Annotated in this window: 18 protein-coding genes and 2 tRNA genes; 8 read left to right on the top strand and 12 right to left on the bottom strand. The window is 41.9% G+C overall.

The features are described from left to right. The first annotated feature begins 40 nt into the window (after positions 1–40). The gene (locus AC2SLO_RS09980; RefSeq protein ID WP_486543648.1) at positions 41–400 is read left to right on the top strand and encodes an ArsC family reductase; all 360 of its coding nucleotides are present in this window, start codon (positions 41–43) and stop codon (positions 398–400) included. Between the two features lie 157 nt (positions 401–557). Here the strand turns inward: AC2SLO_RS09980 and argB are convergent, their stop codons facing one another. The 5 genes from argB to AC2SLO_RS09955 all read right to left on the bottom strand — a co-directional run bounded on the left by argB (position 558) and on the right by AC2SLO_RS09955 (position 7027). After that, positions 558–1469: an acetylglutamate kinase gene (gene argB / locus AC2SLO_RS09975; protein ID WP_486543647.1), complete on the bottom strand. Its 912-nt coding sequence runs from the start codon at positions 1467–1469 to the stop codon at positions 558–560. Positions 1470–1524: 55 nt separating this feature from the next. Further along, positions 1525–3213: a phosphomannomutase/phosphoglucomutase gene (locus tag AC2SLO_RS09970; RefSeq protein ID WP_486543646.1), complete on the bottom strand. Its 1689-nt coding sequence runs from the start codon at positions 3211–3213 to the stop codon at positions 1525–1527. Positions 3214–3483: 270 nt separating this feature from the next. Beyond that, positions 3484–3948: a dUTP diphosphatase gene (dut, locus tag AC2SLO_RS09965; protein WP_486543645.1), complete on the bottom strand. Its 465-nt coding sequence runs from the start codon at positions 3946–3948 to the stop codon at positions 3484–3486. A gap of 56 nt (positions 3949–4004) precedes the next feature. Continuing rightward, positions 4005–5396 (bottom strand): magnesium transporter, encoded by a 1392-nt coding sequence (gene mgtE / locus AC2SLO_RS09960; RefSeq protein WP_486543644.1) that lies wholly within the window; start codon positions 5394–5396, stop codon positions 4005–4007. Between the two features lie 170 nt (positions 5397–5566). Continuing rightward, positions 5567–7027, bottom strand: a complete 1461-nt coding sequence (locus tag AC2SLO_RS09955; protein ID WP_486543643.1) for a WG repeat-containing protein — start codon at positions 7025–7027, stop codon at positions 5567–5569. Positions 7028–8050: 1023 nt separating this feature from the next. Here AC2SLO_RS09955 and AC2SLO_RS09950 point away from each other — a divergent pair. The 3 genes from AC2SLO_RS09950 to AC2SLO_RS09940 all read left to right on the top strand — a co-directional run bounded on the left by AC2SLO_RS09950 (position 8051) and on the right by AC2SLO_RS09940 (position 11395). Next, a complete protein-coding gene (locus AC2SLO_RS09950; RefSeq protein WP_486542813.1) occupies positions 8051–8392 on the top strand; it encodes a transposase in 342 nt (113 codons plus the stop codon). Between the two features lie 291 nt (positions 8393–8683). Continuing rightward, positions 8684–9628, top strand: a complete 945-nt coding sequence (locus AC2SLO_RS09945) for a factor H binding protein domain-containing protein (RefSeq protein WP_486543882.1) — start codon at positions 8684–8686, stop codon at positions 9626–9628. Between the two features lie 312 nt (positions 9629–9940). Beyond that, complete coding sequence (locus tag AC2SLO_RS09940) at positions 9941–11395, top strand: surface lipoprotein assembly modifier (protein WP_486543883.1); 1455 nt, start codon at positions 9941–9943, stop codon at positions 11393–11395. 193 nt (positions 11396–11588) lie between these two features. On the opposite strand, the gene AC2SLO_RS09935 is transcribed toward AC2SLO_RS09940, so the two are convergent. Beyond that, positions 11589–11930: a transposase gene (locus AC2SLO_RS09935; RefSeq protein ID WP_486542813.1), complete on the bottom strand. Its 342-nt coding sequence runs from the start codon at positions 11928–11930 to the stop codon at positions 11589–11591. 785 nt (positions 11931–12715) lie between these two features. Next, positions 12716–14749 (bottom strand): UvrD-helicase domain-containing protein, encoded by a 2034-nt coding sequence (locus tag AC2SLO_RS09930; protein WP_486542815.1) that lies wholly within the window; start codon positions 14747–14749, stop codon positions 12716–12718. Between the two features lie 356 nt (positions 14750–15105). Here AC2SLO_RS09930 and AC2SLO_RS09925 point away from each other — a divergent pair, with 356 nt between their 5' ends. After that, entirely contained in the window at positions 15106–15732 is a 627-nt protein-coding gene (locus AC2SLO_RS09925; protein WP_486542817.1) for an OmpW/AlkL family protein, read from the top strand. Between the two features lie 109 nt (positions 15733–15841). Here AC2SLO_RS09925 and hemB read toward each other — a convergent pair whose 3' ends face one another. Next, complete coding sequence (gene hemB / locus AC2SLO_RS09920) at positions 15842–16852, bottom strand: porphobilinogen synthase (protein WP_486542819.1); 1011 nt, start codon at positions 16850–16852, stop codon at positions 15842–15844. A gap of 252 nt (positions 16853–17104) precedes the next feature. On the opposite strand from hemB, the gene AC2SLO_RS09915 reads away from it, so the two are divergent. The 3 genes from AC2SLO_RS09915 (at position 17105) to AC2SLO_RS09905 (ending at position 20019) form a co-directional block, all read left to right on the top strand. Further along, entirely contained in the window at positions 17105–18337 is a 1233-nt protein-coding gene (locus tag AC2SLO_RS09915) for an LD-carboxypeptidase (RefSeq protein ID WP_486542821.1), read from the top strand. A 22-nt stretch (positions 18338–18359) separates the two neighbouring features. Then, positions 18360–19616: a YeeE/YedE family protein gene (locus tag AC2SLO_RS09910; protein WP_486542823.1), complete on the top strand. Its 1257-nt coding sequence runs from the start codon at positions 18360–18362 to the stop codon at positions 19614–19616. 271 nt (positions 19617–19887) lie between these two features. Beyond that, positions 19888–20019, top strand: a complete 132-nt coding sequence (locus AC2SLO_RS09905) for a hypothetical protein (RefSeq protein ID WP_495637072.1) — start codon at positions 19888–19890, stop codon at positions 20017–20019. A 106-nt stretch (positions 20020–20125) separates the two neighbouring features. Here AC2SLO_RS09905 and AC2SLO_RS09900 read toward each other — a convergent pair. The 4 genes from AC2SLO_RS09900 to AC2SLO_RS09885 all read right to left on the bottom strand — a co-directional run bounded on the left by AC2SLO_RS09900 (position 20126) and on the right by AC2SLO_RS09885 (position 22436). Continuing rightward, positions 20126–20212, bottom strand: a tRNA-Leu gene (locus tag AC2SLO_RS09900). A gap of 118 nt (positions 20213–20330) precedes the next feature. Then, a tRNA-Cys gene (locus AC2SLO_RS09895) sits at positions 20331–20404 on the bottom strand. Between the two features lie 189 nt (positions 20405–20593). After that, on the bottom strand, positions 20594–20725 hold the full coding sequence (locus AC2SLO_RS09890) for a putative transporter small subunit (protein WP_486542825.1): 132 nt from the start codon (positions 20723–20725) through the stop codon (positions 20594–20596). A gap of 70 nt (positions 20726–20795) precedes the next feature. Next, entirely contained in the window at positions 20796–22436 is a 1641-nt protein-coding gene (locus AC2SLO_RS09885) for a sodium:solute symporter family protein (RefSeq protein ID WP_486542960.1), read from the bottom strand. Between the last annotated feature and the right edge of the window lie 106 nt (positions 22437–22542).

The following is a 22542-nucleotide window of genomic DNA, read 5'->3' as shown; positions in this document are numbered from 1 at the left end:
ATCAAATTTATCAATTAATTAGTTTCAATTAGCTTAACTTATGACAATTACAATCTATGGCATCAAAGCCTGTAGCACCATGAAAAAGGCGTTTAATAAACTTGATGATCTAGGGGTCGACTACGAGTTCCATGATTACAAGAAACAAGGTATCGATAAAGCCACAGTACAGCGTTGGGTAGATGAGCTGGGTTTTGATAAAGTGCTCAACAAACGGGGTACAACATGGCGTAAGCTAACCGACGAGCAAAAAGCCGCTGCTGATGACAGTGTCGATAGTGCCATTGATTTATTGGTTGACAATACCAGTATGATTAAACGCCCGATTGTTGAGGCGGCTAAAGATGGTGTCTTGTTATGCGGATTTGATGAAGCAGCATTTGATGAGGCGTTTAACTAGCGATTGTTTGATGTTAGTGGACTCAAACTGCGCCCTACGTTCAAATTGACCATAAAAAAGACGCTTATTTGAGCGTCTTTTTTATGGTCAATAGATTAGGACACGCCCTAGATAAGTTGCTATCTTAATCAGTATTCTTGAGCAATATAAAATATGATTAGCTTAACGCTGCTTCTAAATCACGGCTAATTAAGGTACCCACACCTTCATTGGTAAAGATTTCAAGTAAAGTAGCATTAGGTACACGGCCATCAACGATAACCGCGCTTTTCACGCCACTACGTACGGCATCTAGAGCACATTGAATCTTAGGAATCATACCACCTGAGATAGTACCGTCAGCGATTAAATTATCGACCTTTTTAGGGGTCAGTCCTGTGACCACCTGACCACTCTTATCGAGCACACCTTTGATGTTGGTCAATAGCATCAGCTTCTCGGCTTGCAAGAATTCAGCGACTTTACCGGCGACTAAATCAGCATTGATATTATAGCTATTGCCTTCTTTATCGACACCGATAGGCGCGATAACAGGGATAAAGTTCGAAGCGATTAGCATCATAATCACATCTTTATTAACGCTGACCACTTCACCCACAAAGCCTAAATCGATTTCACTAATGACGCCATCGCTGTCTGTTTTGCTCATTAACAGCTTTTTGGCACGGATTAAGTTGGCGTCTTTACCGGTTAAGCCAATAGCGCGCCCGCCGTGTTTGTTTATTAGACTTACAATCGATTTGTTAACACTGCCACCCAATACCATTTCGACCACATCCATGGTCGCTTTATCAGTCACACGCATACCATCGATACGATTAGATTGTCGTCCTAATTCTTTGAGTAGGTTGTCCACTTGCGGGCCACCACCGTGCACAACAACCGGATGCAAGCCAACCGTTTTTAAAAGCACGATGTCACGTGCAAAAGAGCTCTCTAACATTGGGTCGGTCATGGCATTGCCGCCATATTTAACCACAATAATTTTGTCTTCATAGCGCTGAATATAAGGTAGAGCAGTGGTTAATACTTCAGCAGTGGTTTGGGCTTCGGCAAGATTTAGGGACATAGTCGGCTCGTCTTTGTTATAAGTAAAATAGTACCAGATTCAACATTAGGTAAGGTTAAGGGTGCTGCGCTTGAACGCTAATATTGGCCACTTGATTTGCCAAATCATTATTAATAAATCGGCACAGTTTGACAAAGTATCTTTGTACGCCTTTAAGATCAGACAAGGAGTCGCCAACAAAGCGTACCGTTAAGCTGTTACTGGTATTCGATGGTCTTATTATTCCAAAACCATGGGCAAAATCCAAGCGCAGACCATCGATACAGGTAAGACGCGTGTCATTTGGCAGTTCAGTGCGATTGCTTTGCAAAATAGAGCACAGTTTGCGTAGTTTATTTAAAATAGGGCGCTCATCAGGATCATTATTATTATCAAACGCCGTCAGCGGCAAGTAGACATCGGGCGTGCTGACCATCTTCGGTAAACTGTCAATAATCTGCGCCAGATTGGATTCTTTCTCTAAATATTGTTGATACTGTAGCCAATTAATCAAACGTAGCGCTGCATACATGGCATCGTCGTGTAATAAGAAATAACCGTCATTGAATAAAAAGTGTCCCGATAATTCACCGGCAAACAACGTTGTGTTTTGCGGTTTATCACGATTGGCTTGTAGCGTACGGCGCAAAAAGCTGCTACCCGTTTTGCTCATTTGCGGCTGTGCGCCCATCTCCGATATCAGTCTTGGCAAATGGTGGGTACATTTTACATCAAAGATAACTGTTAGATTTTCATTCGAGTCGTTATTACCATCGGTTTGAGATGACTGAGATGATACAGAGCGGTAGTCCTCAATACAGACGCGCGCCAACAAATAGAGCAGATGATCGGGTGCAATTGAATTGCCCAGATTATCAATCACCATAAGCCGGTCGCCATCGCCATCAAATGCAAGGCCGATATCAGCATTGTATTTGATGACTGCTGCACTAAGTTCGGTTAAACGGCCAGCTTCCATAGGGTCCGGATTGCCTTTGGGGAAATTACCATCGGGGGCTTTATTAAGCACAATCACATCAGAGAGTAGCGAGGTATGTTGTACAAACAGAGTCTGAGCGTATAAACCGGTTGCTCCGTTTAAGCAATCAATCACGATTTTTAATGGTTTGACTGTATTAGAGTCTGAGGTTACACCCCTTTCAATATTGGTATCAATAGCATTAGCCAAAAGGGCGGGCAAGTTTTGATATTGACGCAATTTGCCTAAGGCATCAAAGGCACTACTGCTATAAGCGCGTTTGATATGTTGATAAGGCAGAACTTGTTGCGGTGCTTCTTTAGTTCCTGACTGGTCAGGGGTTAATGAGTTATCTGGATTTAGTGAGTGATATGCTTCTAACTTTTCATAGACAGCTAAAATATCCTCGCTGCTCGGAGACTCTCCAGAGATGAGCCATTTAATACCGCAGATGTAGCTCTCAGAATGACTGGCAGTGGCAATCACGCCATGCCCTTGGTATTGATTAGCCCAATACGCCATGATGGGCGTGGTCACTAACCCCAACCAAATGACCTCAATACCGCGCTGACGGCAGCAAAGGGCGAGCTGCTCAGCGATGGCTTCGCTGTGATGACGCATGTCATAGCCGATGACAACGGTGTTAGCCGCGACTGCATCCACTAAATTTTGGACAAATGCATGGCTTAATGCATCAATGAAATCGGACGTGAATAATTGACTGTCACCACGGATATCATACGCTTTAAATAAGACACGCTGCTTTGCAAAGGGGTGAGTGGGCACGTTAAAGCTCCAACAATAAATCTAATAAAACTATACAGGATATTTAAACATGGATGCTTAAAATGTGCATAGTACTGTATACCATTATCTGTTTTTATAGCAAATATAATAATGCTACCTCGATAATATTAACAGAGACAGCGCTTAAATAATGGTCATCGTACCAACTGATTCCTTTACTGAAACAGGGTGCTCACATGAATCGATGATATGTATAATAATATTGATCAATAGATGTTCGCTCAGCTTAATATCTACATCAACTAATAGTTAATGACGCCCCGAATGACCAAAACCGCCCGCACCACGTGCGCTTTGCTCATCAAACTCGGTGACAATCTCAAACTCAGGACGCACCACCGGCACCACCATATATTGCGCCATACGCTCCGCTGGATTTAGCACAAAGTCGCTGTCGCTACGGTTCCAAACACTCACCATCAGCTCGCCTTGATAGTCGGCATCAATCAGACCAACCAAGTTGCCTAGCACGATGCCATGCTTATGGCCCAAGCCTGAGCGGGGTAGGATGATACCGGCATAGTTCGGATCAGCGATATAAATGGCCAAGCCAGTGCCAATTAGCTGAGTTTCACCGGCTTTAATTGTGACCGGCTCATCAATGCACGCTCGCAAATCAATACCGGCTGAGCCGTCAGTGGCACGAGTCGGTAGTGGAAAGTTTGAGTCGTTACCGATTTTGGGGTTTAAGATTTTTACTTGTACAGAATTCATGACTATCCTTTGGTTTTATAATACTTTGGTTTTATAATATAAGTGTAGAGGCTAGATTATAAGATAAGCAAACTTGCTAGGCCTAAGAATGACATGAAGCCGACAATATCAGTCACTGTGGTCAAAATCACTGAGGCCGATAGGGCAGGGTCGATATCCATACGCTTTAACATTAATGGAATACTAATACCGGCCACATTGGCAGCGGTCATATTAATAGCAATCGCAAGACCAATAACTAGGCTAATCATCGGCGTGTGAAACCAGAACTGAGCAATTACAGCCATGATAATCGCCCAGATGATGCCATTTAATGCACCGACCCAAAGCTCTTTGTTCAATAGCCAGATTCGGTTAGAACCACCAATTTGACCCATCGCTAAACCGCGGATTACTACGGTCAAAGTCTGGCTCCCAGCGATACCGCCCATACTGGCAACCACTGGCATCAGTACTGCCAACGCTACCACATGCGCCAATACTTCTTCAAACTGACCAATTACCGAAGCGGCGAGTAGGGCTGTTAATAAGTTAATACCGAGCCACACGCTACGGCTTTTGGCACTACGCAAGATGGGCGCGAACAGTTCTTCTTCATCACTCACACCAGCTAAGTGCTTCATAGTGCTGTCGACGTCATCTTGGATAATTTCCATAATATCTTCAGCGTTGAGCTGACCGACAAGCTCGCCGAAGCTATTGACGACAGGGGCGTAACGGATATCTGATGAGCGAAATACCGCAGCAGCATCTTGAATATCCATCCGATCATTAATGGTCACCGCGGGGTCAATCCACTGCTCAACCAAGGAGTGCTGCGGATATTTAATCAAGTCCACCAAGCTTAACAGACCTAACAGCTGATGACTGCTGTCGACCACAATTAGCTCTTGGGACTGGTCATCAAGCAGATCTTCGTCTTGACGCAGCCAGTTTTGAACTTGTTCTAGGGTAATATTGCCTTGAATCTGAATGGTGTCGGGGTCCATATAGTCACCGACCTCATACTCTTCATAGGTATTTAGCTGACTGACCTGTAGTCGAATGTCATCATCAAGATTCGACATCACCTCAGAGCGCACCTTGTCATCAACGGTGTCTAGAATCTCAGCAATGTCTTGCGCATCCAAGTCCTCGGCAAGGGTTTCAATCTCGCCGGCTTGCATATTTTCCATCAATGACGGACGGATATCATCCTCAACCTCGGCCAGTACTTCCCCTTTAATCTCTATCGGGACTTGTTGCCAAATGAGCTTACGGTCATCGCTTGGGAAAGATTCTAGTAGGTTAGCAATCTCATATTCAGACTGCTCCTCCAAAAAATAAGCCATAAGCGTCAAGTCATTATCAGAGACCAAGGTCTGCAAATAAATCAGCTTATCTTCGGCGCGGTCGTAACCTTCAGGGGGAATATCTTGCTTGGATGTGTGCTCAGTATTACTCGACATACGCGCCCCTAATTGAATTGATTGTGGTGGTAGATTGGATGATTCGTGGTAGTAGATTGGATGATTAATAGTAGAAACAAAAATGACAGGAGTGACTCCTGCCATTTTAGGGTTATTTTACAATATTAAGCGACAAGGCGTTAAGTTTTATTGGCTATTAACAGCGAGTATTAATAAATTTTTAAACCCAGTAATGAGTGGATTGAACAAAAAGCTTGCGTCTTTATAGTGGTCATTGTATGACCTTGAAAATTGAGCTTTATCCAGTCATCATCCAAGGTTTTAACCTGAATTAATCCATAGGATTGGTGACCCACCAAATAAAACCGATAAGGGATGACTAGCTTTCCAGATGTGTTAATAAAACCTAAAATACCCTCTTGCTCAACGGCTGCCAACCCATTTTCAAAGCAGTAGGCCATGTCATATACAAACGCAATAAACCGCTCGCCTTTGCGATTAATAAATCCATATTTGTCATTGAGCTGAACCGGTGCCAAACCGGCAACAAAAGCAGCAGCACTTTGGTAGTCAAAGGCAATAACCACGTTACCCTGATGGTCTAAATAGCCCCAGTTTCCGTTTTTATTGGCGGCAATTAACCCCTCACTGAAATAGTCAATCTCATCATACTCTATGGGAATGATGGTGTTGCCTTGCGTATCGATGACTCCCCATTTACCCTTTTTGTTGACTCTAGCTAATCCATCAATAAAGTCAAAATAGGCTATATCAAATTCAAAAGCTATGACAGTGTCACCTGCGGTATTGATGACACCGGATTTACCCTGTTTTCTCACGGAGCTTAGACCATGACGAAACAGGCTTACATTATCATAAAGAGGGAAGGCTAATTCGCCATTTAAATCTATAAAGCCCCACTGATCACCGATCTTAACACGAGCCAGATTGCCATCAGAAAAGGCATTAGCGTGATCGAATTTGAAAGGGATGACGACCTCGTTTTTGCGATTTATAAAGCCAAACTTACCCTGCTTTTTAACAGGAGCGAGTCCCTGTGAGAACGCATAGCCATTTTCATATTCAAGGGGTATGACAGTTTCACCGTCAAGACTGATATAGCCATATAGAATATCAACATCATCTTTGTTGTACTTAATGGTTTGGACACCAATCAGCCCTTCTGCGAAGCTGGTGATACCATCATATTTAGCATCAATAACGATATCTCCAGATTGGTTTATCAGGCCGTACTTCTCATTTTTCTCAAAAATTGCTAAGCTGTCTATAAATTCAACATAACTTTGCAGCTTATATGTCGAAACGACAGCGCCGCTGACGTTGATAAAGTAATAACGAAAATTGTCGAAGACTAAAGCTTGGCCGTCTTTAAACGACTCGGCATAGTCAAACTTAAAAGCAATAACCTCATTGCCATGCTTATCAATATATCCATATTGATTATTAACCGAAACCGCAGCTAATCCTTCAGAGAATGGGGCAGCATCCTCATAGTTAAAGTCAATAATGATGTCATAATGTTGATTAACATAACCATATTTGCCATTTCTAGACGCTAACCATAGTTCGTTTTGTAATTGACACCCATATACGAAAATAGTGTTAGCCTCATCGTAGAAATCACGGACTGCTTGAGAATTGTGCATCATTAAAGGGTCTTAAAAAGTACGAAAACTATAAGAATTAGGTGTAATGGACAAAATTCAGGCTACCGCGCAGAGTATGTCATTAAAAAGTTCTTAATAAGCTTAAGCTTACGTTGTTTATTAAGCCCATTATGATAACTTAATTGTCGTTTTGACGCACTAAACAAACCTTCTAAAGAATTGATTGTATTTGGAATGTTTAGGTCATCTAATTCTCTATAAGTGAATAACCAATACAGCTTTGCTTGTATAGTCAATAAATACCATTAACAAACGTTCTACCAAAGTAGCTCGTGTCCATCACTATGTTTGCACGAGTAGGTAGCTTATTAAGTAGCTTTATCTCAATAGTATCTAGTCGCCTTTGTATGGTCTTTATGCTACAGCCATACTTATTAGCAAGCTGTTTATAGGTCTGTTTACCTTGAGTATATTCTTGCTACAAAGTTGTATTGTTGAGCCTTTTGCCACCTAAAAACTGTCGATTACAAACAAGGCGTTTGCACTGCTGTTTCCCTGATTTATAACTATTCTTTTTAGTGTTTTTTTCTCTGTACACGACAAAAAAAGCTGACTAAGGACAAGACATAATAGTAATTTTTCTCACGAACCACACTATGCCAAACCTTAATCAGCTCATAAATATATTATCGCAAAACCTAACCATGAACAAAGTAAGACTGACCTGTTTAGCCTTAATTATTCTAGCGATCATACAAGTACAAAGCAGTAACCTCAAACAAATAGTAAGAGGATTTATTAAAGGTAGGACAAACAGTAATTACAGACGGCTACAACGCTTCTTTGCACAAGTCGACATAGACCAAGACCAGACAGCCAAATTCATCTATCAACTCTTTGACTTAGACAAAGTCATCATCATTACGTCATCTATCTCATCATGAAACGTTTATGTTAGCCAGAGTCGTTCCCGTATATGGCGTTAAAGTTCGTCTATTTGCAAAGCGTGATACTGACAATGATTATGTCATTGTAGCGACCAATAATTTATAGCATACGGATGCTATGGCACTTTATGGTAGACGCTGGGAGATTGAAACCTTGTTTTCTTGTTTTAAAGGACGAGGGTTTAATCTTGAAGATACGCATCTTACACAGTTGGATCGAGTGAGTAAGTTAGTTGCGGTTTGTGCGTTAGCATTTTGTTGGTCATATCGTATTGGGATTAAGGCTGTACAGCAATATCCTAAAAGACGAAAGCTTAAGAAACATGGTCGACCCCAACAAAGTTTTTTTGCTATTGGTTTGGATGTTTTCATTGATGGTTTGCATGCGTATTTCTTTGCTGGTAATCGACGTGTTTTGAGATGTTGGCCAGTTATTTGTCTCCTAGTCCACGACCTTTAAGGCTTTGAGCGTTTTTATCGTGTACAGCGTTAAACTCTATAACTTTTGACCTTCTTAATCATCTAAATTTATTACAATATTGTTAAACTTAAATACCTGATATATAATAAGGTTATAATATAACAATAGCTTATCACTAGATTAGAAAGGTAAAGAACACTGTTAAATAAAATTTAGAATTAATATAGAATTTAACTTAGGAATAGACAAAGTAAATATGCGCTATTAATTTAAATTGCATTACTCATATTTAATATTAATTTAATAGTTTGTTTTTTCAGGAGATACTAAATGCATAAAAAACTTTTATTAACATTACCCCTAATATCAATCGTGGCAATACTGAGTGCTTGTAGTAGCAGCGGCGGCACAAACCGCTTTGTTGAAAGCCTAACAGAAACACCATTGGTATCAAAGCCCCTTGATACCCAAGGTTTACAACAACAGGCAGCTTCTAACGTGGCAGTCATTGCTAAAACGGAATTAGGCGTAAAAGATAACCTACAATTAAAAGACTATCAAATCAGCATAGGCGATAAAACTTATCGTTCAAATGATAAAGTTGACCTAAAAGATGTAGGAGCAAACAATACCTTGTTAGCTCCTACAGTGACAGTTACCAATATTCAGGAAAAATTTAATATTGACCACACTAAAGATGGAAAATTGCAAACCGCTAAGGTAGAAGCTAATAGAAAAGCGTATCTCTACCAGCAACAATATTCTATTGTTGGTGTACTTGAGCCATTGTCACACACTATAAATAACCAAAAAATAGAGGATTTTACTCCCTGTACAACAGAATGCGATAACTTGTTGCTAAAAGGGGAAATGAGTAAAACACTACCCACAAAGGGCAGTGCCAATTATACTGGTGTGGCGTGGACACGAAACCAAACAGACGCTCAATCCAAATCGCCTGCTTACACTATAGGCAGCTTGTCCTATAATGTTGACTTTGAACAGAAAAAAGGTTCTGGTGAGATTGCCGGAGCAGATCGTTTAAGCAATATTCAACTCAAACAAGCCAGCATTACAAATATTAACCATACCAGTACCTTGGATGGGCAAAAGATACAAGGCTCTGGTATTATTGGGGACGCCGTGCAAAATGATCAAAAAGGTAGCTATCAGCTTGGCTTTTTTGGTGATCAAGCTAAAGAAATTGCAGGCTTTGTCGATATGAAAAACACAGGTAATGACATTGATGTCGTATTCAGTGGTACTAAGAAATAATCAATGCTAAAAGCCTTTGCAAACGCATAGCTATGCCTAATTAAAAACCATCTGGGGCAGCAACCCTCAGATGGTTTTTTGTTAAAGTGTCAACTTTTAGCTAATAAATTGTCAATCAAGACACGTCCTAGTCTTTCTCAAATTATGATACCTATCTGGCTACTCTTATAGGTCTGACGATGCCCCTATAGAGTAACACTATGAGAAACAATCAATATATTATCTTGCATAACAGGTTGAATATATATGTCTGGGTTTAGATTTTACTTCATAACCAACTATTACGTAAGGCATTTTATATTATGTGGCAGCATGTTATCTGTAGCGGTAAGCACTTTTGCCCAGTCCGCTGTGTCTGAGTCAAACTTCCTCAAAGATACTGAAATAAAAGAGCCTGTATCTTTTCATTCGCCATTAGATACAATAGCCAATACAGTCAGCCCTACACAAGTTGCACCGCCGACACAAATACAAACTAGCAAAGATAATCTACAGATGACAAGTTCGTTTGAGGGTAACGCTCCAAGAATCAGTGAGTTGGAGGCAAGCATCACTGAGGCCATAAAAGCGCACAACTGGTCAGCATTAGCAGCACTGCTTGATGACTACATCGAACAACCCAATTATGATGCGCTGTTATATCATTATGCAAAAGGGGCGTGGTACCGCTCACAAAGACAACACCATTTAGCCATTGCTGAGTATCAAAAAGTTGTCGATACCGATGCCAGCTTACATTATCCACGCTTTGATTTAGGAGTCATGTTGTTTGAAAACAAACAATATAACCAAGCTAAAACTGAAATAGCCACTGCTAAACCGTATCTTAATTCGCAGATGCAGCAAACAGCAGAGTACTATTTACAGCAAATTGATAAACGCCAAGCTTGGCAACCTGATGTGACATTTCATTATGAAGCCAATGATAATGTCAATAATGCTGCCAGTGCAAAAGTGATAGATTGGAATGGCAAACAGTGGACGAAAACAGATGACAGCTTACCTAAAAGTGCCCATGGTATACGTTATGGGATAGGGGCTAACCGAGATCTCAACATAAATGGCAATCATTTTATGAGTATGGAGTTGTCTACTGACGGGATACATTATTGGGACAATCGAGACTATAACGAGCAAAGTATTCGACTAAAAGCAGGTTATAAATATCAAGATATTAACCGTAGCATTACTATATTGCCATTTGCTGAGCAAAACTGGTTAGAGGGTAGCAAATATAATACCATCACAGGGCTGCAAATCTTCAGTAGCCAACGTTTAAATGCCAATTTCAGTACCGCTTTAGCAATAGGCTATAGCAATAAAGACTATGCGCGCGATGCGATTTCAAAACAATATGATGGGCATTTGCTAAGTGCTACGGGTACGCTGATGTATTCTATTGCGCCAACTTGGCTTGTATATGGTGGACTAAATTGGAGTGATGATAGTGTCATTAATGCGGAAAAATCATCAAAACGGCGTGGCATATCGTTAGGTAGTATCAATGGATTTGCCAATGGATTACGCACACGCTTAAATGTTAATTATAGTAAGCGGGAGTTTGATGCCCCAGGTAACATCGTTTATGACTTTGTGCGTAAAGATAATGAATACCGTGTGCAGGGTGAGGTTTGGCATAACAGGCTGAACTATAAGGGCTTTGTACCACACCTAAATGTCAGTTACTTAAATATTGATAGTAATATGGAGGGGTTTTATTCTAGAGATAATTTACAATGGCTTATTAGTGTGAATAAAGATTTCTAACTTTATCGGCAATAATAGTATAAAAGATCAAAAGATAGAGTTAATCTTCCATAAAAACATTTATAGTAACGGAAATTATTGGTAAGCTTTAAGACAATTATTAAGGAGAAGGACTGAAAATAGTATCGTTATGTGGATGTACGCCAATCTTTTATAGGTCTAACCTTTGTACACGATAAAAACGCTCAAAGCCTTAAAGGTCGTGGACTAGGAGACAAATAACTGGCCAACATCTCAAAACACGTCGATTACCAGCAAAGAAATACGCATGCAAACCATCAATGAAAACATCCAAACCAATAGCAAAAAAACTTTGTTGGGGTCGACCATGTTTCTTAAGCTTTCGTCTTTTAGGATATTGCTGTACAGCCTTAATCCCAATACGATATGACCAACAAAATGCTAACGCACAAACCGCAACTAACTTACTCACTCGATCCAACTGTGTAAGATGCGTATCTTCAAGATTAAACCCTCGTCCTTTAAAACAAGAAAACAAGGTTTCAATCTCCCAGCGTCTACCATAAAGTGCCATAGCATCCGTATGCTATAAATTATTGGTCGCTACAATGACATAATCATTGTCAGTATCACGCTTTGCAAATAGACGAACTTTAACGCCATATACGGGAACGACTCTGGCTAACATAAACGTTTCATGATGAGATAGATGACGTAATGATGATGACTTTGTCTAAGTCAAAGAGTTGATAGATGAATTTGGCTGTCTGGTCTTGGTCTATGTCGACTTGTGCAAAGAAGCGTTGTAGCCGTCTGTAATTACTGTTTGTCCTACCTTTAATAAATCCTCTTACTATTTGTTTGAGGTTACTGCTTTGTACTTGTATGATCGCTAGAATAATTAAGGCTAAACAGGTCAGTCTTACTTTGTTCATGGTTAGGTTTTGCGATAATATATTTATGAGCTGATTAAGGTTTGGCATAGTGTGGTTCGTGAGAAAAATTACTATTATGTCTTGTCCTTAGTCAGCTTTTTTTGTCGTGTACAGAGGTGTTTTTCACCACAAAAAGGGCAGTTTTTTGATTCATGGCCTTCAATCCTTGCAAATACAGATAATATATAGCTTTAAAGGGTGTGTCAGTCTGAATTTGTCTATTACACTAAGAAAGAATTAACAAAAGAGATGAATTAGCCACAGCGCAAGCCACGAGTCTTAGCTAATAAATAGTCGCGTGCAGAGACCGAGCATTCTCTACACGCTCTACACGCGTGGGTCAGCAAGATAATTAGATAAAGTAAGCGAAGTTGGTTCTCAATTATGCTTATAATCTTGTCATTGATTCCCGCATTGAGTATGGCTATTTCTTCTTAAGTAGCGCTTTAATATTGGCCATATACTCATTGGCCACCACCTGAGGATCACGCTCTGCTTTTTTCTTTTTGGCATTGGCTGGCCAGTCTAAATGCTCTTCTGGCAACTCTTCTAAAAAGCGGCTTTGAGTCGTGGTGCGCATCTGACCACCACCGCGGCGCTGAGCAGCTAAGGTTAAGATAAGCTCGCGGCGGGCACGAGTAATACCCACGTACATCAGACGCCGCTCTTCTTCAATGGTCTCGCCAATAATGGAGTTACGGTGAGGTAGCAATTCTTCTTCAAGGCCCATGATATATACGAAGTCAAACTCTAGACCTTTGGCCGCGTGCAAGGTCATCAGATTCACCTTATTGGTGTTCTCTTCTTCTTGCTGCTGCTCGAGCATATCAAGCAGTACCAGCTTGCGAATCACCGCATCAATGGTCTTGTCATCGTCGTCTTCGGCACGGTTAATCAAGGCTTGAATACTGGTGTACAGCACTTCGATGTTATCCAAGCGTCCCTTTTCTTGTTGCGGAGTCTTGGAGTCACTACGTACAAAGTCGATATAGCCGGTCTCGTCAATCATCTGGCGCACCAGTGGTACAGGGTCTGGATGCTGATCAAGCTCACGCGTATAGTGCTCGATAAAGTCACCGAACTCTTTTAAGGTGCTATACGCTTTACGAGGTAGCACGTGACCCAAGCCGCCATGAGTACAGGCTGCCAATAGTGAGATACTGTGCTCTTGTGAGAATAAGCCAAGCTTCTCTAAGGTCGCTGGACCCAAACCCCGTTTTGGCGTATTCACAATACGTAAGAAAGCGCTGTCATCCTCTGGGTTCAAGATAAGACGCAGGTAGGCCATGACGTCTTTAATTTCACTACGCGAGAAGAATGATTGACCGCCAGATAACTTATAAGGCACTTGTAGTTGACGCAACTGTGCCTCTAGCATACGCGCTTGGAAGTTACTGCGATATAGCACCGCATACTGTTCCCACTCATTACCAAAGCGCAGTTTATGGGTGACAATCTCTTTGGCAACGCGTTCGGCTTCATCGTCATCGTTACGGCAGTTGATAATGCGGATTTTCTCACCTTGCCCCTTTTCTGACCACAGTGCTTTGTCAAATAAATGCTCATTATTCATAATAACCGTGTTTGCGGCATTTAGAATACGGTTGGTAGAGCGATAATTTTGCTCAAGCTTAATTACTTTAAGCTTAGGGAAATCTTCTTTTAGTAGCGCCATGTTTTCAGGACGCGCGCCACGCCACGCATAAATTGATTGGTCATCATCACCCACAACGGTGAATTTACCCATCGGACCGACAATCAGTTTAATCAGCTCATACTGGGCGGTATTGGTATCTTGATATTCATCCACCAATAAGTAGCGAATACGATTTTGCCATTTATCACGCAGCTGTGCATTTTCACGCAATATTTTCGCTGGCAACACAATCAAGTCATCAAAGTCAACCGCATTATAAGCGCGCAAATTACGCTCATATAACGCATAAAGCGTGGCAAAAATCATATCTTCTGGATCGTCAAGCGTCTCCATCGCCTTTTCAGGCTCAATCAGATCGTTTTTCCAATCAGAGATAAACTTAATGGCTTTGCCTACAAGCTCACGACTCTCAGCACCTGACAAGTTGTCACGCATCATAAGCTCCATCAATAGACGCTTGCTGTCATCGGCATCCATGATAGAGAAGTTACCCTTTAAAGGCGTGTGCAATAGCTCATAACGCAAAAACTGCAAACCAAATTGGTGGAAGGTCGATACGGTCAGTCCGCGCGTCTTCTCTTTTGGCATTAAAGTAGTAACACGCGCCTTCATTTCACGAGCTGCTTTATTAGTAAAGGTCACTGCGGTAATGCGTTCAGCGGGAATGTTGCATTGCTCAATAAGATAGGCAATCTTTTGTGTAATCACCGAGGTTTTACCTGAGCCTGCACCCGCTAGAACGAGGAGGGGGCCTGATACATAGGTCATGGCCTCTTGTTGTTTGGGATTTAGCTTGCTCATGGTACACCTTTTGTATTTATATCGAGGTTATGCAGATTTCGCGATCGGGAGGGGTTATTATAGGGTGTAAAGATGAAATCACAACTGATTTAGCACAATGAAAAATCAGCATTCAAACGGTCAAAAAATCACTCTACAAGTTAATCAGAGCCTTTTACGATCCGATTAACAAAAACGACTACCTAGTTTCCAATTTATTGTAAAAAAACCTTACAAGAGATAAGGTTATTTAATATAATACCTCTAGAGCAGTTAGAAAGTAGAAAGAAACTAACTGTTTGTAGTTAATCTATAAGCGTGATTTTAATTGAAATCTTTATTGCGCTTTTACTATTTTAAATTAAGTTGAGGATACTATGATTAAACGTCAAGCATTGTTTGTAGCTGCTCTAACTGCGGGTTTAAGCATGACTGCTATGGCAGAAACTGCAGGTACTTGGACATTAGGTGCCGGTGCCGCATACGTAGATCCAAAAAGCAATAATGGTAGTTTGTTAAATGGCGCATTAGATGTCGATGTAGATTCTGATGTTCGTCCAACGATTACTGCTGAATATTTTCCAATGGATAATTTCGGTATTGAGTTGTTAGCGGCCATCCCATTCCATCATGACATCGACTTAAAAGATGGCAATGGTAATGTTATCAAAGCTAAAACACAGCATTTACCACCAACTTTATCATTACAGTATCACTTTGATAACATCCATCAGAATGTAAAACCATTTATCGGCGTGGGTGCAAACTACACTGCATTCTTTGAAGAGAAAATCTACAATGGTGGCAGTGACTTAGATATTGATGATAGCTGGGGCGTTGCTGGTCACGTTGGCGTTGACTTCAAAATGAACCCAACTGAAGCGATCCGTGTTGATGCACGTTACATCGATCTTGAGCCAGACGTAGAATTAGATGGTCAAGATATCGGTAAAGTAGAAATCAACCCATGGGTATATGGTATCTCTTACATAAAACGTTTCTAATCTAGGCTAATCATTGGCTGTTAGTGAATAGACGATTAGACGTTAATAAAAAACCCCGTAAATTTACGGGGTTTTTTATGTTTGATATCAGCTGTTTAACATCAGCGAATTACTTCATCGCGTTTAACTGCTTAGCCGCTTCTAACGCAAAGTAAGTCAAGATGCCATCAGCGCCGGCACGTCTAAAGCCGATCAGCGACTCCAAAATAACCGCCTCAGTTAACCAGCCGTTTTGAATAGCCGCCATATGCATCGCATATTCACCAGATACTTGATAAGCAAAGGTTGGTACACCAAAGGTATCTTTGACTTCACGGATTAGGTCAAGATAAGGCTGACCTGGCTTAATCATCACCATATCTGCGCCTTCATTGATATCCATCGCCACTTCGTGTAGCGCTTCTGCACGGTTACCAAAGTCCATCTGATATTGCTTTTTGTGGCCGCCTTTTAAATTGCCAGCGCTACCGACTGCGTCACGAAAAGGACCGTAATAAGCAGACGCATATTTTGCAGAGTAGGCCATGATACTGGTGTTCACAAAGCCTTCTGCTTCAAAAGCTTCACGAATGGCTAAGATACGGCCATCCATCATGTCACTTGGCGAGATAATATCTGCACCAGCGCGCGCGTGAGCCAAGGCTTGTTCGACCAATACATCAACGGTTTCGTCATTGATCACATAACCGGTCTCATCAAGCAGGCCGTCTTGACCGTGTGAGGTGTAAGGATCAAGCGCCACGTCGGTCATAACCACCATCTCAGGCACTTCTTTTTTCAATGCGCGCACTGCTCGGCAGGCAAGTCCGTCTGGATCGTAAGCAGCCCTACCATCTTCGGTTTTTAAGCTTGCATCAATCACAGGGAAGATGTCTACTGTGGTCACGCCTTCAGCCAATAGCTCTTTTGCGTATTCTATCAATAAATCAATGGATAAGCGTTCAACGCCTGGCATACTGGCAACGGCTTCACGCTGATTTTCACCCTCTAAGACAAAAACTGGGGCGATAAAATGCTTGGGCAGTAATTCAACCTCACGAATCATGGCGCGAACGTTGTCGTTCAGCCGTAAGCGGCGTAAGCGTGTGTGAGGGAAGGTACGATTAAATGTATAACTCATAATAAATCCTAATAAATACAACAAATAAACGCATCAAGATGCCGCTTTAACAGGCCATCTAGCGTTGAAGGAAATTTGGATTGTGATATAACAATGTTCGCTGCTTTTATAGCAAATTATTGATGTCACACTGGCATTTTTTGCTTTGGTTATTATAACGCAGTCGACAGTAGGTTTTGGGTTTGAGAAATGATACAAGTTATAACGAAGGCGTTATAATGGGCCGCTAAAGACGCTGCTAAAGAGGTAACCATGCGTGACAATCTCTATTTAATACAAACCAATCATAATAACGATCCAATGAAATCAATGTTAGAGGGCAAGTCAATGAGAAGTAGGTCAATGAATCGTAGACGGTTTTTGACATTGACCGCGCTTGGTTTGGGCAGTGCCAGTTTGGCACATGGCTCTAATACAGCCTTGTCAATAGTCCATCCTTCAGCTTCTAATACGGCGGTAGATATGACTCGTTATGCTGATGATAATCATACTGATATAAAAAACACCTTCGCAAATTGCGCGGTGCCAAGTATTCCGACACGTATATTTTCAAGCTCCAATACGGGCGTCGATGAAGCACGCAATGTGTTGGGATTAAAAAGGCTGACTTGTGCAGGATTTGATATTCAAAACCCAAAGGTCACAAGACGTCAATATTTACGTTTCGGCGGTACTGATCAGCAGCGTATCAGCGATTTACAAAATATTGCTACTGGGACGATAGAGGCCCCTAAGCTGTTACTTGCGGTACGTGGTGGTTATGGCGCTATTCGGCTGCTTGAGCATGTAGATTGGCAAAACCTTGGCCGAGTAATGAAAGATAAAGGCACGATATTGGCCGGCTTTAGTGATGTCACTGCGGTGCAATGTGCGCTATTAGCCCAAGGTGGCATGAGTAGTTTGGCAGCGCCGATGCTCTATAGTGAATTTGGTAAAACGCAGCCGGACAAAATCAGTGCGCAAGGCTTTGTTGAGGCAGTTAGCAATCCCAATCTGCTTATACAGTTGCCGCAGCAACGTAATTCTGCTCAAGTCAATCCAATAACCGGTATCTTATGGGGCGGAAATCTAAGTGTGGTCGCAGCGCTGGCTGGCAGTTCTTATATGCCCAAGCCAGAAGGTGGTATTGTGTTCTTAGAAGATGTGGGCGAGCAGCCGTATCAAGTCGAGCGTATGCTTTATAGCTTATATCTTGCCGGCGCATTCAAAAACCAGCAAGCTATTGTATTCGGCGCCTTTAGTAGGACAGGCGAGGACAGCTATGATGCCCGATATAATATGAATGAAGTTATCGAGCAGTTGCAGCGACTGACCGGATTACCTGTCTATCTAGGTCTACCGTTCGGGCATGTCAGCGCTAAACAAAGCTTCCCCCTTGGGGCACAGTGTCAATTAATACCAAATAATCAGGGGGTTGCCCTTGAATTTAGTGGTTATCCTACCATTGATAGACATTTAATCCATCCTGACGCCCTGTGGTCATAGGGCTTGTAAAAAGGACAGTTTCATGGCGATTACAAGAGTTCAGCCGGTCAATGATGCGCGTGGTCCAGAGGTTGTAGACGACCTGACTTTGAATCCACTGCAGAAAGGCTTAATCGGCGGCGCCAGCCTTGTTGGGCTTGCGCTATTGGTATATTTACTGGTCACTCAGCCTATTGCTCAGTCTATATTATTGGTGATTGGCTTACTGTTTGGCTATACCTTGTTTCATGCACGTTTTGGGTTTACCTCAGCGTTTAGACGCTTTGCGTCTGTGGGTAATGGTCAAGCGCTGCGCTCACACATGCTGATGTTGGCAATTGCGGTGACTTTATTTGCGCCTATTTTGGCGTATGGTATTAGCTTCTTTGGAGGGCCGGTTGCAGGTTACGTCTCACCAGTGGGTGTCAGCTTACTGGTTGGCTCATTTATGTTTGGTATCGGTATGCAGTTGGGTGGTGGCTGTGCGTCAGGCACTCTTTATGCTGTCGGCGGCGGCCGATCAGTGATGTTTATCACTCTGCTGTTTTTTATTATTGGTGCAACGATTGGTGCCTATCATCTGCTATTTTGGACAGAAGAAATGCCCTCACTGGGCGCGTACTCACTTGCCACCTCGACAGGATTTGGCTATGGCGGTGCTTGGGCGGTGTCATTGGTCTTATTTGGCCTTATTACTTGGATGAGCTGGGTGGTCGAGAAGAGAAAGAATGCCCCTAAAATGGCGCCTCTACCTACCGAGAGAGGCTGGAAAAGAATTTTCCGCGGTTCATGGCCAATATTTGCCGCTGCCATTGTGTTAGCGGTATTAAATGCTTTAACCTTAATGACCCGTGGTCAGCCTTGGGGTATCACCTCAGCATTTGCGCTTTGGGGCTCTAAAATAGCCAGCGGATTGGGTGTCGATGTGGCAAGTTGGGGATATTGGCAGGGCAATAATGCAGCGGCTCTGCAAGCGTCTATTTTTGCAGATTCAACCACTGTATTAAATTTAGGTATTATTCTAGGTGCCTTTATTGCTTCAGCAGCTGGTGGCTTATTTAAATTTACCAAAATCACTCCAGGTAACTTTGCAGCCTCTGTGATTGGCGGTTTATTAATGGGCTATGGCGCACGCTTGGCGTTTGGTTGTAATATTGGCGCATATTTTGGCGGTATTGCCTCCTTTAGTTTGCATGGGTATATTTGGGGCGTGTTAGCACTGGCAGGTACTTTCTTAGCATTGTACTTACGTCCGATGTTTGGACTATCAGTGCCCAAACCGACAGATACGTTCTGCTAATATAGTCAGTCAATTATTAACGTATTGCGATAAAAAAGAGCTGAAATATCAGCTCTTTTTTATCGCAATTGTTTTAGGGCGTGTCCTCAATTGTTTTAGGGCGTGTCCTCATTTTTGAAAATGATGATAAAAATAAGATAAATCGCAGTCAGACAGGGAAAATAATGCCGTAAATATCGAGATATTTACCTATTACGTAGCGTTACACTTGGTGTGTTAATCTAAGATATTCGCCCTAGGTATACGGATTTGATGCCAGGAGACAACATTAATGAATATTGCTACATTAATAGAAAACAATGGGGAGTATTATCTAATAAAGCAATATCCCAATAGATATTTTGTCGTTGAAATTATTGGCGATGATTTTGATCCCGAAGTTACTTTTTACGAGATTTCATAAAGTAAGTAATAACAAGAAGTGGTCAAAGTGTAGGAGCAAATAAAAATCCACAAAAACAAAAAAGGCTTCCAATTGCTTGGAAGCCTTTTTTGTTATAACTTAAATATGGTACCCGGAGCCGGACTTGAACCGGCACGATCTTGCGATCGAGGGATTTTAAATCCCTTGTGTCTACCAATTTCACCACCCGGGCAAAACTTTTTATACTTGAGCTCTTGGTAGTGAACTCTGTAAGTGCGCGTATATTATCATAAAATCAATATTCGTCAACACTTTTTTCTTCAACTTAATTAAAAGTTTTAGATCAAATTTGGAGGCTGAGGTCGGAATCGAACCGGCGTCCACGGATTTGCAATCCGCTGCATAACCACTCTGCCACCCAGCCATTTGAGGTGAACTATAATATCAAATAAAAATTAAAATACAAGAACTATCTACATAAATTTTAAAATAATTCTACTGTGGCGAGTTTACCATACAAAAAACCGACCCAATACGCTTGTCTTGCGGATTAGGTCGGCTAAATATCGCTAAACCACAAAAATTGGCGATATTTTGATAGAGTTAAAGCCCGTTATACGATATTACGATTTTCATCTTTGGCTTTTTTGATATCACGGTAAGTAGCAGTACAAATCACCACCAGCACAGCCAAGGTGATGGCCGGCCAAATGAGAATATAGAGACCATAAGCAAAGGTACTCATCATCATCTCTCCTTAGTTATTAAGTTATTAAGTTATTAAGTTAATAGGCTTTAGTACATTTAATAAAGCGTTACGAGTTGGCTTTTGGTGCAGGTGTCTTGTCATAATCACCGACACGCTGCTTGATTAAGTCAAAATCAAAACGCTCATTGTTTAACAAGCTTAGTGCGATACATACGATGGTGCTCACGCCATAAGCCGTTAATGAGGCAGTTAGCACCATATACTGGCGTAAGAAGCCTAGCGCGAAGAACAGCATCAAGGCTAGAGTAATTGCGGCGGCAATCATGCCTAAGGTGCGACCTAAGAAGCCAAATACCATTAACCCAATAACCACAGCGGCGCCAACACTGGCAAAAACTTCAAACATCAGCGCAACACCACCCTCGATAGGCAATAGCTCGAAACGCGCGATACAGAAGAAGATAAGCGCAACGATAACCGCAGCGGTAAACGCAAGGTTAGTAACTCTATCCCAAAATACGCTGGAGATAACAGGAAATACCACCGCGCCCCATAACGCACCGACAAACACCAGCATAACTAAAATATCGAGCTTTAAGCTGGCAAAGATTAGACCGGCTGCCGTAGCGATAATCATAGTAGCACGGCCCACAATCATCATTTTCTTAGGATCGGCTTTGCCTTTTGCGATGTTTTTGGCATACACATCCGCCATCATAATAGTCGATAAGGCAGATAAATCTGAGTCAGCGGTCGATGACAATGAACCAATGACTAGAATAAAGAACAGCGCAATAAAGACAGGGTGTAGGTAAGTACTCACCATTTGCGGGATAAGATTATTCATATCACCATTTAATGGCTCAATACCCACCGTTAATGCCATTAGACCAATCATACCCAGGCCGATAACAATACCGGCATAGCCGACCGTTGCCGTCACAAATGTCGATTTAATCTTGGTTTTATCTATAGCAAACAGACGCTGAGTAATAGTCTGGTTACCAATAGCATAAGCCAGTACCGCCACAAAATAAGGCGCACCTTGTTGGAAGAAGGCTTCAGAGGAGAAGAAATCCTGCTGCTGCGCGGTCAAGTTTGGTAAGCCATCAACCATGGCTTGAGGGCCGCCCATGGCAAATAAAACGGCAGGAATAATTACCACACCGATTGCCATTAACGCCACTAATTGAGCAAAGTCGGTAAATACCGAAGCTCTAAAGCCTGAGCTCAAGGTGTAGCTTAAAACACCTAGACCGGCAATCATCACGCCCGTTTGGAAAGATAACGGTGATAACACCGAAACTAGGGCACCGGCGGCAGTGAAGTTGACCATCAAGCTAATTAAACTACCCATTAAATTGGAGACTGCTAAGATTAATTGGCTTGATGATCCATGACGCGCTTTGATGAGCTCACCTAAAGTGTGGCCGTTTGGGGCCAGTTGGCGAAAGCGCATACCAAAGGGATAGATGAATAAAATCATCAATGCACCCCAGAAACCATAATGAATCGGTCCTGAAAGGCCATATTTATAGCCAGAGGTTGCCGCTGCATAGAATGAGGCCGCCCAAATCCAGGTCGCCGTCATACTCGCTGCACCCATACCAAAGCCAACACCGTGACCTGCCACCATAAATCCGGTAGTGCTTTCCTTATCTTTTTTGATTAATAAGGAGAGCAGGTAGGTACCTCCATAAAAAGCCGCCATCATCAAAATGATGGTCCAGACTGAAAATTGAAACAATTCTTGAGCTTGCAAACGATTCTCCTTAAATATATTAGGGAAAAAAGGATGACAATAGTCCTATTCACATATAATCATGTGCACCATCCTCAATATTGAAATGTTA

The sequence above is a fragment of the Psychrobacter sp. CX14 genome, assembly GCF_057396205.2.
Note: the sequence above shows the minus strand (reverse complement) of the source record. Positions and strands in the feature narration are given on the sequence as shown.